The 16,407-nt window shown below is 64.7% G+C and carries 13 protein-coding genes and 1 pseudogene; 5 read left to right on the top strand and 9 right to left on the bottom strand.

From position 1 onward, the window contains the following. Positions 1–122: 122 nt before the first annotated feature. The 9 genes from NKH52_RS33970 to NKH52_RS33930 all read right to left on the bottom strand — a co-directional run bounded on the left by NKH52_RS33970 (position 123) and on the right by NKH52_RS33930 (position 11,985). Positions 123–1,763, bottom strand: a complete 1,641-nt coding sequence (locus NKH52_RS33970; protein WP_352968444.1) for an ABC transporter substrate-binding protein — start codon at positions 1,761–1,763, stop codon at positions 123–125. Positions 1,764–2,149: 386 nt separating this feature from the next. Beyond that, positions 2,150–3,097, bottom strand: a complete 948-nt coding sequence (locus NKH52_RS33965; protein WP_352736645.1) for an alpha/beta hydrolase — start codon at positions 3,095–3,097, stop codon at positions 2,150–2,152. Between the two features lie 11 nt (positions 3,098–3,108). Further along, complete coding sequence (locus NKH52_RS33960) at positions 3,109–3,789, bottom strand: isochorismatase family protein (protein ID WP_352736643.1); 681 nt, start codon at positions 3,787–3,789, stop codon at positions 3,109–3,111. A 346-nt stretch (positions 3,790–4,135) separates the two neighbouring features. After that, on the bottom strand, positions 4,136–5,440 hold the full coding sequence (locus tag NKH52_RS33955) for a M24 family metallopeptidase (protein WP_352736641.1): 1,305 nt from the start codon (positions 5,438–5,440) through the stop codon (positions 4,136–4,138). Between the two features lie 325 nt (positions 5,441–5,765). Beyond that, positions 5,766–6,737: a GlxA family transcriptional regulator gene (locus NKH52_RS33950; protein ID WP_352736639.1), complete on the bottom strand. Its 972-nt coding sequence runs from the start codon at positions 6,735–6,737 to the stop codon at positions 5,766–5,768. A gap of 408 nt (positions 6,738–7,145) precedes the next feature. Continuing rightward, positions 7,146–8,342 (bottom strand): trans-sulfuration enzyme family protein, encoded by a 1,197-nt coding sequence (locus tag NKH52_RS33945; RefSeq protein WP_127297704.1) that lies wholly within the window; start codon positions 8,340–8,342, stop codon positions 7,146–7,148. Then, positions 8,339–9,760 (bottom strand): pyridoxal-phosphate dependent enzyme, encoded by a 1,422-nt coding sequence (locus tag NKH52_RS33940; RefSeq protein WP_352677971.1) that lies wholly within the window; start codon positions 9,758–9,760, stop codon positions 8,339–8,341. Before NKH52_RS33940 ends, NKH52_RS33945 begins: the two co-directional genes overlap by 4 nt. 355 nt (positions 9,761–10,115) lie before the next feature. Further along, positions 10,116–11,450, bottom strand: coding sequence for an FAD/NAD(P)-binding protein (locus NKH52_RS33935; protein ID WP_352613173.1), 1,335 nt, complete (start codon positions 11,448–11,450; stop codon positions 10,116–10,118). A 31-nt stretch (positions 11,451–11,481) separates the two neighbouring features. Then, a complete protein-coding gene (locus tag NKH52_RS33930; protein WP_352736637.1) occupies positions 11,482–11,985 on the bottom strand; it encodes an RrF2 family transcriptional regulator in 504 nt (167 codons plus the stop codon). A gap of 904 nt (positions 11,986–12,889) precedes the next feature. On the opposite strand from NKH52_RS33930, the gene tauA reads away from it, so the two are divergent. From tauA to NKH52_RS33905, 5 genes and pseudogenes are all read left to right on the top strand, one after another. Then, on the top strand, positions 12,890–13,903 hold the full coding sequence (gene tauA / locus NKH52_RS33925; protein ID WP_352736635.1) for a taurine ABC transporter substrate-binding protein: 1,014 nt from the start codon (positions 12,890–12,892) through the stop codon (positions 13,901–13,903). Positions 13,904–14,065: 162 nt separating this feature from the next. Further along, complete coding sequence (locus tag NKH52_RS33920; protein WP_352736633.1) at positions 14,066–14,857, top strand: taurine ABC transporter ATP-binding protein; 792 nt, start codon at positions 14,066–14,068, stop codon at positions 14,855–14,857. Next, entirely contained in the window at positions 14,854–15,714 is an 861-nt protein-coding gene (locus NKH52_RS33915; protein ID WP_352736631.1) for an ABC transporter permease subunit, read from the top strand. Before NKH52_RS33920 ends, NKH52_RS33915 begins: the two co-directional genes overlap by 4 nt. A 29-nt stretch (positions 15,715–15,743) precedes the next feature. Then, positions 15,744–15,929, top strand: a complete 186-nt coding sequence (locus NKH52_RS33910) for a hypothetical protein (RefSeq protein WP_013528709.1) — start codon at positions 15,744–15,746, stop codon at positions 15,927–15,929. 183 nt (positions 15,930–16,112) lie between these two features. Further along, positions 16,113–16,315, top strand: a pseudogene (locus NKH52_RS33905) (GIY-YIG nuclease family protein). The last annotated feature ends 92 nt before the right edge of the window (positions 16,316–16,407 follow it).

Here is a 16,407-nt window from a genome sequence, read left to right as displayed (position 1 = left end):
CCTGGTCATCCTCAATGCAAAAGCACGCGATGCGCGCAACGAGTTCGTAATTGCAACTTGACACCCCAGATAGTCGCTCTCCCCCACTCCCGCGGGGGCGAGGAACCCAAGGATGGAAAGCCTCAACTCTCAATCCAAACCTTCTCAAAATGCTGTTCCAGCGCCTGGTGCTGTTCGCAGCCTTCGACGCCTTTGCGGTAGGTCCGGTAGACCGAGCGCCAGTAGGGTTGGATGATGATGCCTGAGTCGCGCAGATTCTGCTCGATCTTGCCCATGATCTCCTTGCGCGCCTTGGCGTCCGGTGTCGCCAGCGCCTTGTCGAGCAGTTCGTCGAACTCCTTGCTGGCGTAGGCGCTTTCGTTCCAGGCGGCGCCCGATTTGTAGGCCAGCGCCAGCACCTGGACGCCGAGCGGGCGGCCGAGCCATTCGGTGCAGGAGAAGGGGTATTTGCTCCAGTCGTTCCAGAAGGTGGCGGCCGGCAGCACGGTGCGCTTGATCTTCAGGCCGGCCTCGCGCATCTGCGCGCCGATGGCGTCGCCGGTGCTCTTTTGCCATTCGACATCGACGGAGATGAGCTCGAATTCGTGGTCGGCCTTGCCGGCCTCGGCCAGCAGCTTCTTCGACTGCTCGACGTCACGCCTGGCCGGGCCGATATCGGCATATTCGGGATGCATGGGGCCGACATGGTGGTTGTCGGCGGGCTTGCCGCGGCCGCCTAGGCCGAGTGCCAGCACGGCGGAATTGTCGACGGCAAGCTGGGCGGCGCGGCGCACCTTGACGTCGTCATAGGGCGCGTTGCCGATATTGAAGCGGGCGACGATGGTGGAGCCGGTGGCGATCTCGGAATTCATCAGCCCCATCGTCTCGGTCTGCGAGACGGCATCGGAGGCGGTTTCGTGGTCGGTGTCGATCTCGCCGGATTCGAAGGCCGACAGCATGGCGTTGGGATCGGAGCCGTAGTCGACCCATTTGATGCCGTCGAGGTGGAATTCGCCCTTCCACCACGGCTTGTCCTTGCGCCTCACCTCGGCGCCGGTCTCGGCATCCCAGCTGACCAGCTCGCAGGGGCCGGTGGTGATGGAAAGCGCCTTCAGCGGGTCGCCGTCGCCCTCATAGGAGCGGTGCATGATCAGCGCGGGATAATCGGCCATGCCGGCGATCAGCGAGATGTCGGGTTTCGGCAGGTTGAGCTTGATGGTGAAGTCGTCGACCTTGGCGATGCCCCCGTCGACGACCTTCTTGGTGTCGGCATTGACCAGCGCACCCATGCGCGCGGCGACCGAATTGCCCGGCACCGAGGCATCGCACCAGCGGGTGAGGTTGTGAATGACATCATCGGCGTTGAAGGCATCGCCATTCGACCAGGATATGCCCTTGCGCACATGCAGTGTGAGCGTCCTGGCGTCGTCGCTCGCCTCCCAGCTTTCGAGCAGCCAGGGCTCGAAGGAGAAGTCAGTGTTCCAGCGCACCAGATATTCGTTGCAGTGGCGGGCGACATTCGACATCTCCACGCCGTCGAAGGTGCGCGGGTCCTTGAAGCCCTTGACGTTCATGGCGACGCGCAAGACGCCGCCCTTCTTCGGTTCCGCCGCGCGGGCAGGGGTGGTGCTGAGCCCGCCCAGCGCCAGCGCGCCGGCGGCGCTGACGCCGAGGCCGGCCATCAGGGCGAGATATTCGCGGCGGTTGATGCCGCCGGTCTTGAAATCGTCGGCGACGGGCTTGGCTTGCGGGTGGAGTTTGCGGTCGGTCAGCATGAATTTCATCGTCGTTCCCCTGTTGTTGATGCATGCCGCCCAAAAGTGCCCAGCGGTTTTGGGACAACGGCATGCACAGAAAAATCGCCCCGGCCGATCGACAGACGCGGGGGCGGACGCGACCGCCGGGACGCCATTGCCTGAGGGAATGATAGAGCGAGGTGACGCTGGGGAGTGTTCGGGAATCCGCAGTGATTGTGCGGGGTTCCGCAGGGGTTCCAGCTTGGATTCCTCGCCCCACGAACGTGGGGAGAGGTGGCTCGGCGAAGCCGAGACGGAGAGGGGACCGCCCTACGAAGGCCCCCTCTCCGTCCGCTTCGCGGCCACCTCTCCCCCGCGTTGCGGGGGCGAGGAACCCAGGTCTTGAAAGGCGACGCTCCGCCGCTGGCCTTCGCTCAATACGGCCACCCACCCCGGCCCAGCGCACCAACCGCGCCGACAATCCGCGCAAACGCTTCCGCCGCTGCCGGCACAGTGTTGCGGGCGCGCAGGAAGCTGTGCACCAGCCTCCGCTCCTCGTGCCACCACGCTTTGCCGCCGGCGGCCACAATACGGTCGCGGTAGGTCTCGCCATCCGACGACAGCGGGTCGCATTGCGCCGTGACGATGACCGTCGGCGGCAGGCTGGAGAAGTCGGTGTCGCGCAGCGGCGAGAAGGTCGGATCATCCGGCGATTGCCGCCTGGCCGAGCGGACGTCGCGGTAGAAGACGACGTCGGCCACTGACAGCAGCGGCGCCTCGGCGTGCTCGACATAGGAGCCGGCGCTCTCGTCGCCGCCGAGTTCGGGATAGATCAGCACTTGGCCAATGGCAGCGCTGATATGGCGGCGCGTCGCCTGCGCCACCGCGGCGGCGAGGTTGCCGCCCGCGCTTTCGCCGCACAGCACCAGCGGCAGATCTGATGACACTGCCGCCCATTCGAAGGCGGCCACCGCATCGTCGAAGGCGGCGGGATGAAGATGCTCCGGCGCCAGCCGGTAGTCGACCGACAGCACGTCGAAGCCGGTGCCGGCGCAGAGCTCGGCGCAGATGTCGTCATGGCTTTCCAGTCCGCCGAGGATGAAGCCGCCGCCGTGGTAGTAGATCACCATCGCCTGGGCGGCCTTGCCGGCAAGCCGGTAACGGCGGATCGGGATGTCGCGGCCGGTGGCGGCGATCAGGCCGTCGCTGGCCTTGACGCCCGCGGGGCGGCCCTGGTGGAAAGCCCGGCTCATACGGTCATAGACGGCGCGCTGCTTGTCGATCGGCAGGCCGATGATTTCGGGCGGATACCAGGCGTTGACCGCGTCGATATAGGCCCAGAGCTCTGGGTCGAGGCGGGTTTCGTAGGGGCCCCTGGTCATGCTTTCGACAGTCATAGATCGGCGTAAAGCGCGGCCGCGTTGTCGAAGCTGAAGCGCAGCGGCACCGAACCTTCGACCTGCCAGGCGGTGACGGTTTCGCCCGCCAGCAGCCGGCAGGCGCCGTCGGTGTCGGTGACGGCGCCGCCATAGAGCCGGTTGGCGAGGTTGAGTATGCCGGTCTGGTGCATGGCCGCACTGCCGCTGCCGCAGGCATCCTTGACCAAAAGCACGCGAAAGCCCTTGGCCACCGCATCCTTGACCGACGCGTCGATGCAGGCCTCGGTCCAGACGCCTGATACGACCAGCCATTCGATGCCTGAAGACTTGATGTCGCGCGCCACCGGCCCGGTGCGGAAGGCGCTGGCCTCGGCCTTGACCAGCAGCGCCTCGCCATTGGCCGGCGCCACCTCATGGCAGATCTCGGTCAGCGGATCGCTCTTGTCGGAAAAGGCCGACTTGCCGTCCTCACCGAGCGGATGAAACGGCCGGTGCTGACTGTCGAGATCGACGATGTAGGCCCAGTGGTAGAGCGGCACATGGTTGCCCCGCGCCGCCGCCTGCAGGCGCTGGACGTTGGCGAGGATCGTTGCGTAACCCTCGACGAGGTAGCGCGGGTCCTGCCGGTGCTCTTCCTGCAGGTCGATGAAGATCGCGGCTGCGGTACCGGGCTTGATGGCGATGGGGGTTTTCATGCGGCGCCTGCATGCATGGGCGGCCCCGCTTGGCCGAAAGCCGACGCCGGTCCGTTACCGTGCTGGCGCAAGCGGTGGTGATTGGCCGAAGCGCCCCCGACTTCGTCATCCACGGGCGGAGCGGGAGCGAAGCGGACGCGCAGACCCGAGGATTCGTGCCGTGACGTTGATCGAATGGTGCAGCGGAGCAGAATTTGGACCGTGGCGACACGTTGGAGTCCCGGCATGGATCCTAGGGTCTGCGCCGCGTCGCTGCGCTCCTTGCTCCGCCCTAGGATGACGAAGTTGTGGGGGCTCGCGACAGCAGCAAAGGCTCGCGATCCGGCGCCGGTGTGCGAAGCCACCATCAAACCTGCGTCTCCAGAAACTCATCCTCATAGGGAAAGCGCGACAGAAGCTCTGTACCCGTCTCGGTGATCAGGATCTCGTCCTCCAGCTTGACGCCCTCGCGGCCGCCCTTTTCGCCGATATAGCTTTCGACGCTCACCACCATGCCTGGCACGATATGGCCGTCGCGGCCATAGGTCTCGTAGTCCATGGCATGCGCGATGAACGGCGTTTCGCCATGCATGCCGACGCCGTGCATGACCGAGGTGTAGCGCTGGTCGACAAAACGGTCCGGGATTTTCCACGCCTTCTCGGCGATCTCGCGGAACGCCATGCCGGGTTTGACGACCCCGATGTTGTGCTGAACCTGGTCGTGCGCCATGCGGTAGAGCGACTTCTGGTAGGGGGTCGGCTTGCCCGGCCCGCAGCGGAAGGTGCGCGAGAAATCCGAATAATAGCCGTAGCAGCCGATCGTGTCGGTATCGAGCGCCAAAAGTTCGCCGGGCCGGATCTTGCGGCCGCTGGCCTCGTTGAACCAGGGATTGGTGCGCTGGCCGGAGGTGAGCAGCCGGGTCTCGATGAACTCGCCGCCCTGGCGGATGACCTCGCCATACATGATGGCGAACAGGTCGTTTTCGGAAACGCCGGGCTTGATCGCCTCGCGCACCGCATAGACGGCGGCCTCGGCGCCGGCCATCGACACCTGCAGGCATTTGACTTCCTCGGGCGTCTTGACGGCGCGCACCGCCAGGATCTCGCCCTGGCAATCGCGAACCTCGCAGCCTCGCTTTTCCAGCGCCAGCGCCTGCAGATGGCTGCAGCGGTCGAGGCCGAGCTTCATCGAGCCGCCGCCATGCTGCTTGAGCAATTCGGCGATCTCGTCGGCGAAGGGGCCGGCGGTCTCGTCGTCGCGGCCGGAGACCGAGGACCAGACCAGCTTGGAAGGACGCGCCTCGTCGATCGTGTCGAGCACCATCGAGACATGGTAGCTCTGCGGATATTCGAACAGCACGATCGGCCCGTCGGTCGGGATAAAGAAATAGCGGGTCGAGTTGCGCAGGAAATAGCCGAACATGTTGCGCGAGCCGGTGGCATAGCGCTGGTTGTAGGGGTCGAACAACACGACGCCGCCATAGCCGGCCTCGCGCATCCAGCCGCGCAGTTTCGCCAGCCGACCCTTGCGCAGCGCATCGGCATCGATGAAGGACGGCTCGGTATCCGACAGCCACATGCCGCCGGCCGGATCCGCGGCGGCCGGATGGCGCATGCGGTCCTTGAAGTCCACGTCCTCGGTGCTGTCGGGGTCGAATACGACGATGCTCATGGGGGTGCGGCCTTGGCTGGGTTGCGAGGTCGGAGCATGACGCAGGAGGGGCGGAGGGATTGTGCGGAAAACCGCATGTGTTGTGCGGGATGCCGCTGACACCCTTACCTTCGTCATCCACGGGCGGAGCAAGGAGCGAAGCGACGCGGCGAAGACCCGAGGATCCATGCCGGGGCGTCTGTTTCAGACGAAAGTGGCTCAGAACCGGCACTCTCGCGAGGCCGACACATCGTGGACCGCTGCATCCTTCGGCCGGCGTCGCGGCATGGATCCTAGGGTCTGCGCTCCGCTTCGCGTCGCTCCGCCCTAGGATGACGAAGTGCCCCTAATGCCGCCTCCCCAATCTCGGCGGATGCCCGTGCTCCTCGCGAAACGCCCGGGCAAAGCTCGACATCGAGGCGAAGCCGCAGGCCAGCGCCACGTCGCGCACGGCGAGCGTCGAGTGCGCCAAAAGGTCGGCGGCGCGTTTCAGCCTGAGCCGCCGGTAATAGCCATTGGGAGAGATGGCGAGTTCGGAGCGGAAGCTGCGCTCGAGCTTGTCGGAGGAGACGCCGAGCTTCGCGGTCAGCTCGACCATGCCGAGCCGCTCCTCGACCGCATCCTCCATGATGGCGATGGCCGACAGCACCAGCTCATTCTGGACGCCGGTGCGCAGCCGCAGCGGCATCATCTTGCGGTCGATGCTGGAGCGAAGCTGGCTGTGCACGAACCATTCGGCGACGCCGGCGGCAAGCTCGGCGCCATAGTCGCGGGTGATGATCTCCAGCATCATGTCGAGGCTGCCGACGCCGCCGGCCGAGGTGAAGCGCTTGCGGTCGATGACATAGAGGTCGCGCCTGAGCTCGATGTTGGGGAACGCCTCGGTGAAGGCGGCCTGGCTGGTCCAGTGCAAGGTGCAGGCATGGCCGTCGAGCAGGCCGGCGCGCGCCAGGAAGAACGCGGCATCCGCCACCGCACCGATATGGGCGCCGTTGCGCAGGCTCTTGCGGATCCAGTGTGCTGCGTCCTCGGCGACGAGATGATCGGCATCGCCGCCCGAGCAGACAACGATGCGGTCGACCTTGGGCGCGTCCTCGGCGTAAAAACCCGGCTGGATGACGACGCCATTCGACGCCTCGACCGCGCCTTTCGTGCCGCCGACGATGATCCAGCGATAGCATTCTGTTTTCGCCAGGACATTGGCCGCACGCAGCGGCTCGATGACCGAGCTGAACGCCATCATCGGAAAGCCGGGAAACACCAGCACCGCGAAGGTGAGCGGGGTGTCGGTGGGTTTGGGTGGTTCGCGCGTGGCCATGGGGCGCTACATTTCGGGCAGATGGGGTTTGGGGTCAACGGCAATGCTCGAACTGCGGTTTGCTTTTGACCGTCGCGACGCTCAGAGGTCGCGGCATGGATCCTAGGGTCTGCGCCGCGTCGCTTCGCTCCTTGCTGCGCCCTAGGATGACGAAGTGAGGTTGGCTTTCGGCCAATCTCCGAAGTTCAAATGACCGTTGATCACAATCAGGTGCCCAACGCTGGGCATACAACGCGACTGCCAATCTCCGACATCCGCCTTGGGCCATCTCTGCCTTCGTCATCCTAGGGCGGAGCAGGAGCGAAGCGACGTCGCGGAGACCCTAGGATCCATGCCGCGACATCCGCCAAAGGGCACAGCCTTGCAGTGCTCGTACGGCCTCCTTCGATCATGCCGAACCCCAGCCTTCTATCCCCCCAACGCCTGATCCAGATCGGCGATCAGATCGTCGCCTTCCTCGATCCCCGCCGACAACCTTACCAGCGAATCCGAAATCCCGATCTCGGCCCGTTTCTCGGCCGGTATGGACCCATGCGTCATCAGCGCCGGGTGCTCGATCAGGCTTTCCACCCCGCCGAGGCTTTCGGCCAGCGTGAACAGTTGCGTGCGTTCGAGGAAGCGTTTGGTGCCGGCAAGGTCGCGGTCGAGCACGGCTGTGATCATGCCGCCGAAGGCGTGCATCTGCTGGACGGCGACGGCGTGCTGCGGGTGGCTGGCGAGGCCGGGATAGATGACGCGGCGCACGTCGCGGCGCGCTTCCAGCCATTGCGCGATCTTGAGGCCGTTGGCGGAATGTCGCTCCATCCGGAGCGCCAGCGTCTTCAGCCCGCGCAGCGCCAGAAAGCTGTCGAACGGACCCGAAATGGCGCCGATGGCGTTCTGCAGGAATTTCAGCTGGGCGGCGAGGTCCTTGTTGTCGCCGACTATCGCCACGCCGCCGACCATGTCGGAATGGCCGTTGAGATATTTGGTCGTCGAGTGAACGACGATATCGATGCCGAGCTCCAGCGGCCGCTGGATATAGGGGCTGCAAAACGTGTTGTCGGCGACCGTCAGAATCCCCTTGCGCTTGGCGAGTGCGGCGACGCCTTCGAGGTCGACGATGCGCAGCAGCGGGTTCGTCGGCGTCTCGACCCACAGCATTTTTGTTTCGGGCCGGATCGCGGCCTCGACGGCGGCGAGGTCGGTGAAGTCGACGAACGAGACCTGCAGGTTGGCCGAGCGTTTGCGCACCCGCTCCATCAGCCGGAACGAGCCGCCATAGATGTCGTCGGTGGCGACGATGTGGGCGCCGGAATCGAGCAGTTCCAGCACGGTGGCGATCGCCGCCAGGCCGGACGCAAAGGCAAAGGCGGCCGAGCCGCTTTCGAGATCAGCCACGGCGCGCTCGAAGGCAAAGCGCGTCGGGTTCTGGCTGCGGGCATATTCAAAGCCCTTGTGCACGCCGGGAGACTGCTGGGCAAAGGTCGAGGTGGCGTAGATCGGCACCATCACCGCGCCGGTCAGCGGGTCGTGGCTCTGGCCGCCATGGATGGTGCGCGTCGAGAAAGCCAGACGGTTCTTGCCCGATGATGATGGGCCGGCTGGCGGAGTATTGCTGGTCATCGTGCGCGCCTCAGATGGTTGATCAGGTCGATGCGGGTAATCAGGCCGACGAACTCTTCGCCGTCGAAGATGATGGCGACCTCGTTGCGGTCGAAGACCGGCAGCAGCGCATCCAGCGTCTGGCTGGCCTGCAGCGTGTGCAGATTGGAGGTCATGGCCGTGCGCACCGGGCCGTTGAAGCGCTCCCAGCGACCGTCATAGGGGCCGTCGACCTTGGCCAGGATGTCGCTTTCGTCGACGATGCCGACGAGCTTGCCATTGTCGAGCACCGGCAGCTGCGAGACATCGGAACGGCGCATGCGGCCATAGGCGTTGAGCAGGCTTTCGTCCGGGCCGACATAGACGGTGTCGCCGGTGCGGTGCGAGCGCATCACCAGGTCGCGCAGATCGCCATGCTGCTCGTGCTCCGCCAGACCCTGCTCGGCCAGCCAGAAATCATCGAAAACCTTCGACAGATATTTGTTGCCGCTGTCGCAGACGAAGGTGACGACGCGTTTCGGCACCGTCTGCTCGCGGCAATAGCGCAGCGCGGCGGACAAAAGCGTGCCTGAGGACGAGCCGGCGAGGATGCCTTCCTTGGACAAGAGGTCGCGCACCGCCAGCATGCTCTGCTTGTCGGGGATGGAATAGGCCTTCTTGACCAGCGACAGATCGGCATTGGGCGGCACGAAATCCTCGCCGATGCCTTCCACGGTCCAGCTGCCGGCCTCTTCCATCTTGCCGGTCTTGATCAGCGGTGCCAGCACCGAGCCGACCGGGTCGGCCAGCACCATTTCGGTCTTCGGCGATACCTTGGCAAAGTAACGGCCAAGCCCGGTCAGCGTGCCGCCCGAGCCGACTCCGACGACCACGGCATCGACGTCACCGTCGAGCTGCGAAAAGATTTCCGGCCCGGTGGTGGTCTCATGCGCCAGCGGATTGGCCGGGTTGGCGAACTGGTTGGCATAAAAGGCGCCGGGCGTTTCTGCTGCGATCTTCTCGGCCATGTCCTGGTAATATTCGGCATGGCCCTTGCCGACATCGGACCGCGTCATGCGCACTTCGGCGCCGAGGGCGCGCAGATGCTGGATCTTTTCGCGCGACATCTTGTCGGGCACGACCAGCACGATGCGATAGCCCTTTGGGATGCCGACCTGGGCAAGGCCAAGCCCGGTGTTGCCGGCGGTCGCCTCGACGATGGTGCCGCCGCGCCTGAGCCTGCCCTGCTTTTCAGCCGCGGCGATCATCGACAGCGCGATGCGGTCCTTGATCGAGCCGCCGGGGTTCTGGCTTTCGAGCTTGATGAACAGCCGGCACTTGCCGGTGTCGAATTTGGTCAGCTCGACCACCGGCGTCTGGCCGATCAGGTCGAGAACCGACGCATAGGGCGGACGCAGGCGGGACAATTCGTCGGCTGCGGCGATCTCGTGCTCGCTCATATCGATGCTCCATGACCAAGCGACCGCCTCGAGGCAGAGCGGCAGCGTATCCTCTTTTCCAGCCCTTTGCAGTCGGAAAGAAGATAGATCGTGCCAATCAACCGGCCAGATGCGGAATGAAATTCCAGGCTTGGCATGGCCGCTGCGCTCGTCGCCGCAAGGTCGCGGGACAGCGCCCCCCTCTGGCCTGCCGGCCATCTCCCCCACAAGGAGGGAGATTGGCTGTCACCACGGCCTTCGCCAATTTTTTGACGTTGGGAGGCGAGCGGAGCGCTGAAGCTGCCAATCTCCCCACCCGTGGGGGAGATGGCCGGCAGGCCAGAGGGGGGCGCCGTAGAGCGAGACCTTTGGCGGCCTACCCCAACAACTGCTTGCTCAGCCTCGCACACTGCACGCGAATATCCGGAATGGCGTCGATCTCGAAGAAGGTGCCGCGCGTCAGCGGGCCGACGGCGAGGATCTTGGCCGAGACGGTTCCGTCGCCGGCGATGATCTCGCATTTGGCCGATACATCGAGGCCGATGCGCAGCGGATCCGGCCGTGCCAGGCCGCGGTCGACCAGCGAGCGCACGACGCTGTTCGACGAGGTCGAGATGTCCCTGACGATGCCAGAGCAATCGTAGATGCGGGCGACCTCGAAGGTCTCCAGGCGCTGCGTGTGGCGCGACTGGACCTGGACGGTGAATTCGCCGTTGCGCGCGATGTCGACGACGCGGCCGGCGACCAGGCGGATGCGGCCGGACCGCACGGCTTCGGTGACACGGGCATAGACCTCGGGTGCCATGCGATGGCGGTGGATGTCCCACCAGGCCTTGGTGTGCTCGACGAAGCGTCGCTTGGCGGAAGCCGGCCAGTTCTGCCAGATCTTCTGGTTGAACGGCCGCAGGCCGTCGACGACGTCGCGCCAGTCGATGCCGGCCTTCTGGTTTTCCTTGATCAGGTCGCGGAACCAGCCGACGAAATAGGAGAGCTGCGTGCCGAGAGGAATGTCGGCGACGTCGAGCTTGATCGGATTGCCCTTACGATGCGGCGAGGGCAGCAGGCCGCGCCGCGACACAGCTATGATGTCGCCGCGATGGCCGCGCTGCTCGAGCGCCAGGAAGGCATCGACCATGCTGAGGCCGGTGCCCAGCACCATGACGCCGGCGTCGGGGGGAAGTGCTGTGTCGGCTTCCGATCCCATCCTGATGGCATGGCCTTGCGCCGGCTCCTCGTCGTGGCCGGTGGCCAGCACGGCGAGATGCGCAACGACGCTGGTGCCGTTGGCCAGCGCCACTTCGACACCGGATGCGGTGGGCGTGATCGACAGGCTTTCCTCGCGGATCAGCCGAAGCCGCCCGGTCTGCTTTTCGCGCGCCTGCAGCTCGTCGAGCAATTCGCCGAGGTAACGGGCATAGATGCTGCGCGGCGCATAGAAGGGCGCCTGCTCGGCCGTTGCCAGGCCGCGCTCCTGCAGCCAGCGCCAGAAATTGCCGGGATCGTCGGCATAGGCGCTCATGCCGGCGGCGCTAACATTCAAGACATGCGCCGACAGCAGCGTCGAATAGGCGATGCCCTGGCCGAAATGCGGGCGCCTTTCGATCAGCGTGACGCGCAGGTCGGGATTGGGCGACTTCAGGAGATGCGCGGCCAGCACGACGCCGCTGGCGCCGCCGCCGACAATGATGATGGAGTTGGCGCGCCCGGTCATAGGCATGCCTTCGCTCTGCGCAGCGCCAGTGTCAGGCCTGGACCTTCACCGCGACCGGCAGATCGCCGATGTCCCTCGCAACCGGCAGGTCGTCGATGCCCTTCGCGACCGATAGGTCGTGGAGGACGATATCGCGCATTTCGGCGAGGCTGCGCTGATCGAGCACCTCGGCGATCGCCAGCCGGACCTCGAGCATCAGATGTCGGACTTGGCATGTCGCCTCGTTGCAATCTTCACAGCGCTGGTACTGGGTGCGGCTGGCGCAGGGGATCGGCGCCAGCGGACCGTCGAGGACGCGCACGACATGGCCGACCTTGATCTCGTCGGCGGGGCGCGCCAGGCGATAGCCGCCATCCTTGCCCTTACGGCTCTGGACGAAGCCAGCATTGCGCAACTCGCCCAGGATGGCGTCGAGAAATTTCTTCGGGATGTTGTTGCCGGTGGCGACGTCGTTGACGAAGGCAAGCTGCCCGGCCGGCAATCGCGCGAGATGGACGAGCGCCTTGAGGCCGTACTTGCCCTTTTTCGTGAGCATAAGATCAAAATTTCTCTGTCATGCGACGGCGTGGAACCATCGGTTGCAAAACACCTGGCGTGCGTTGCCGCCGCGTCCAAGCCCGCATGACACATAAATTCTAGTGACATGATGTACAAGCCGAGAACTGTTGATTTTGCTTCGTTTTCAAGCCGCTTTGGCCATTTTAGCCCGACCTTGTGCCCTCGAAAGCACAAAAATGCCCTTTAAGAGCAGCGGGATGGCAAAATGGTCCTCCAGGGCCGGATGTGGTCGGCATCGACTGACGCGACGGCGAAAGCCGATCCATGCCGCGAGCGATCATGGTGATGTGGTGGCCGCTGATTGCCGACTCCAACTCTCATGTCGATAAGAATACTATACTTATGCTGGAGCACTGTGGAAGGTGTTTTCGAATCGAGAGCTGTTTGGGGTATGGATTTGCCTGACAGGGGCAAGACTAGGAATTCTTGTTCGCGATCGAGGTCATGCCATTCGAGCGTTGGTGCGTGCAGAACCTTGCCGGACGCTGGCAGGAACAGCACCCCCCTCTGCCCTGCCGGGCATCTCCCCCGCAGGGGGGAGATTGGCAGATCCACCGTAGGTTCAACACCTGCAACGATGGCGATTGGCGAAAGCCGGGATGACAGCGATCTCCCTCCTTGCGGGGGAGATGGCCGGCAGGCCAGAGGGGGGTGCTGTCCCGCCGACATCGGAAGACTTCGGACAGTAGCCGAGCCCCCAACGTCACGGCTTGGATCAAGCCAGGAGATCGCTTGCAGCCGCCCTATCCGCTTGGCCACCCAGCACCGACAGCTTTTTTCTAACAAGCCCGCCTTCCTTGGAAGGATTTAACTCTACAAGAACGATAGAATTAGCTGACTATCATAGGGCATTCCGGTTTTTCTCTTTTCAGGAGCCCTTCATGTCCACGATTTCGCGACGCATTGTTCTTCTCTCGTCCGCCGCACTAGCCGGCGCCGCCTTCCTCGGCCCTGCCCTTGCCGACGACCTCAAGATCACCATCGGCTACCAGACAGTGGTTGAACCCTCGAAAGTGCCGCAGGCCGACGGCGCCTATGAAAAAGCGACGAAGGCAGTGATCGACTGGCGCAAATTCGATTCCGGTGCCGATGTCATCGCCGCGGTCGCTTCCGGTTCGGTCGATATCGGCTATGTCGGCTCGAGCCCGCTGGCGGCGGCGGCGAGCCGCGAGCTGCCGATCCAGACCATCTTTATCGTCGGCCTGATCGGCGAATCCGAGGCGCTGGTGGCGCGCAACGGCGCCGGCATAGAGAAGGTCGCCGACCTCGCCGGCAAGAAGGTCGCCGTGCCGTTCGTGTCGACGACGCATTACAGCCTGCTCGCCGCGCTGAAGCATGAAGGCGTCGATCCGAAGTCGGTCGAGATCCTCAATCTCAGGCCACCGGAAATCGCCGCGGCCTTTTCACGCGGCGACATCGATGCGGCCTATGTCTGGGATCCGGCGCTCGGCCAGATCAAGACGACTGGCAAGGTCGTGCTGGATTCCTCGCAGGTCGCCGCCTGGGGCGCGCCGACCTTCGACGCCTGGATCGTGCGCACCGACTTTGCCGAAAAGAACCCTGAGGCAGTACGTGACTTCGTCAAGGTGACGGGTGCGGCCTATGCCGAGTTCCTGGCCAAGCCCGACGCCTGGTCGGTGTCGTCGCCGCAGGCGGCAGCGATCGCCAAGATCACCGGCGCCAAGCTGGAAGAAGTGCCGCAGTTGCTCAAGGGCTATGTCTTCCCGACGCTCGAAGAACAGGCCTCCGACAAATTCCTCGGCGGCGGCACGGTCAAGGCGGTGGAAGCGACATCCGCCTTCCTCAAGGAGCAAGGCAAGATCGACGCCGTGCTTCCCGACTATTCGAAATACGTGTCGGCGAAATACGTCACAGAGGCGCTCGCCTCGAACTAGTACCCGCTTAACGCAATTCCGGACGGAAAACCGCATTACACTTTTCCTGGAATTGCTCTGAACCCGGGCCCGCGCGCTTCTTCCCTGACGCCGCGTGCTGATTGCCCCGGAACCGCTGACGAGGGCCGGGGCAGTCGGATTTCAACGAATCGCGAGGCATCCATGCCGCATCTTGTACTGGACCCCCATCTCGTACTGGACAAGGTCTCGATCCATTATGACGGCCAGGCGGAGCCTGCCGTCGAACGGGTGTCGATCGATGTTGCCAAGGGCGATTTCGTCGTGCTGGTGGGCCGTTCCGGTTGCGGCAAGACCTCGCTGCTCAACGTCGCCGCCGGTCTTGTCGCGCCGGCGCGAGGTACGGCTTCCATCAACGGCAAGCCGATCACCGCGCCGGGGTCGGACCGGGCGGTGGTGTTCCAGAACGATGCTTTGTTCCCATGGCTGACCGCGCGCGAAAACGTTGCCTTCGCGCTCAGGCTGCGCGGTGTCAGGCCAGCCGAGCGGGCCCAGCGTGCCGATGAGTTGCTGGCGCTGGTGAAGCTCACCGACGCCGGCGACAAGCGCATCTGGGAGCTTTCCGGCGGCATGCGCCAGCGCGTCGGCCTGGCCCGGGCGCTCGCCGCCGAACCCGAATTCCTGCTGCTCGACGAACCGCTCGGCGCTCTCGATGCGCTGACGCGCGAGCGCATGCAGACGACGCTGCTCGATCTGTGGACGGCAAGCGACGTCGGCGTGCTGATGGTGACGCACGGCATCGAGGAGGCGCTGGTGCTCGCCACCCGCATCGTCGTGCTGGCACCCGGCCCAGGCCGTGTGGTGCGGAGTTTCGAGCCCGGCTTCTCCAGGCGCTACGCGACCGGCGAGGCGATCCGCACCATCAAGGCCGATCCGGCTTTTGCGGCGGCGCGCGGCGAATTGACCGACGCGATCTTCGAAGGAGAAGCGGCATGACCTTCACCTCCTACACGGAGCGACCGGGACACAAGATCGACGAGGCCGACGGCCTGTCGGTGCCATGGTCGCGACCCAACCCCAAGCGCAAAGGCGTTTCGGCCCGCGCGGTCAGCGCTGTCACCATCCTGGTGGTGCTGGCGCTGTGGGCGCTGTCGGCCCGCCTGCAACTGGTGTCGTCAGTGTTTCTGCCATCGCCTGCCGCCGTGTGGAACAAGTTCATCACCGTCGCCCGTGACGGCTTCGTCGATGCGACGCTGCTGCAGCATGCCGTCGCCAGCCTGTGGCGGGTATTCGCCGCGCTGGTCGCCGCCCTTGCCATTGGCGTGCCCGTTGGTCTCGCCATCGGCATCAGCACGGTCGGGCGCGGCATCTTCGATCCGCTGCTGGAATTCCTGCGGCCGATCCCGCCGCTCGCCTACCTGCCGCTGGTCATCATCTGGTTCGGCATCGGCGAGCCGTCGAAGATCCTGGTGATCGCCATTGCCATGCTGGCGCCGGTGGCGCTGTCGACCGCGTCCGGCGTTCGCGGCGTCTCGCAGGAGCGCATCAACGCGGCGCGCTCGCTGGGTGCTACCCAGCGCCAGGTGGTCCGCCACGTCATTCTGCCCAGCGCGCTGCCGTCGATCCTGACCGGACTGCGCATCGCGCTCGGCGCCGGCTGGTCGACGCTGGTCGCCGCCGAACTGGTGGCGGCGACACGCGGGCTCGGCTTCATGATCCAGTCGGCCGCCCAGTTCCTCGTCACCGACGTGGTGGTGATGGGCATATTGGTGATCGCGGCCATCGCCTTCGTGCTCGAATTCACCATCCGCAGGATCGAGCGCGTGCTCGTCCCGTGGGCGGGACGCGAATGATCGAAGCCCAGAGGAGCAGGAGAATGACGATGACCCATTCCACCGCCGTGCTGTTCGCCCAAGCCGGTAACTGGCTTCTCGCCTGGACCAGGGAAAGCCAGCCGCTAGAACAGCAACCGAAATCGCCAACGCCGGTCCGCTGGGACGCCGAGCGCGACCGCCTGCCGCCACGCGACGAGAGTTTTTACTGGGCCTGGCAGTATTGGTCGCAGTGAAGGGGGCGGGGCACGACTTGTGTCACGAAGACGGCTTAACTTAAGCTTCGTCATCCTAGGGCGAAGCAAGGAGCGAAGCGACGCGGCGCAGACCCTAGGATCCATGCCGTGACGGTGGTCGTAGAATGCGGCGGATCAGAAATGTCGCTTTGCACGCCAACTCACGCGGGCTACCCTTCAACCATGACCGGCTATGCTTACATGACCGCGAGTCAGAAGCGCGGTACGATCTACATCGGCGTCACCAACGACCTCGGCCGCCGCGTACCGAGCACAAGTCACGACAATGGAAGATCGAGCTGATCGAGAGGGCCAATCCGGAGTGGTTCGAGCTCTTTCGTGGAACGGCTGATAGGCGCTCGGTTCCTTGCACCGCCGGAGCATAGCATCACCGTCACGGCATGGCAACTGTGTTCATGCGAAAGCTTTTTTATCACGGATGATGGCGTTTAGGACGACGAGGAGCTTCCTTGCGACG

It is taken from the genome of Mesorhizobium sp. M1066 (assembly GCF_040318635.1).
In the GTDB taxonomy this organism is placed as follows: Bacteria; Pseudomonadota; Alphaproteobacteria; order Rhizobiales; family Rhizobiaceae; genus Mesorhizobium.
The sequence above is the reverse complement of the archived record's forward strand: the minus strand, read 5'-3'. Positions and strand labels throughout refer to the sequence as shown.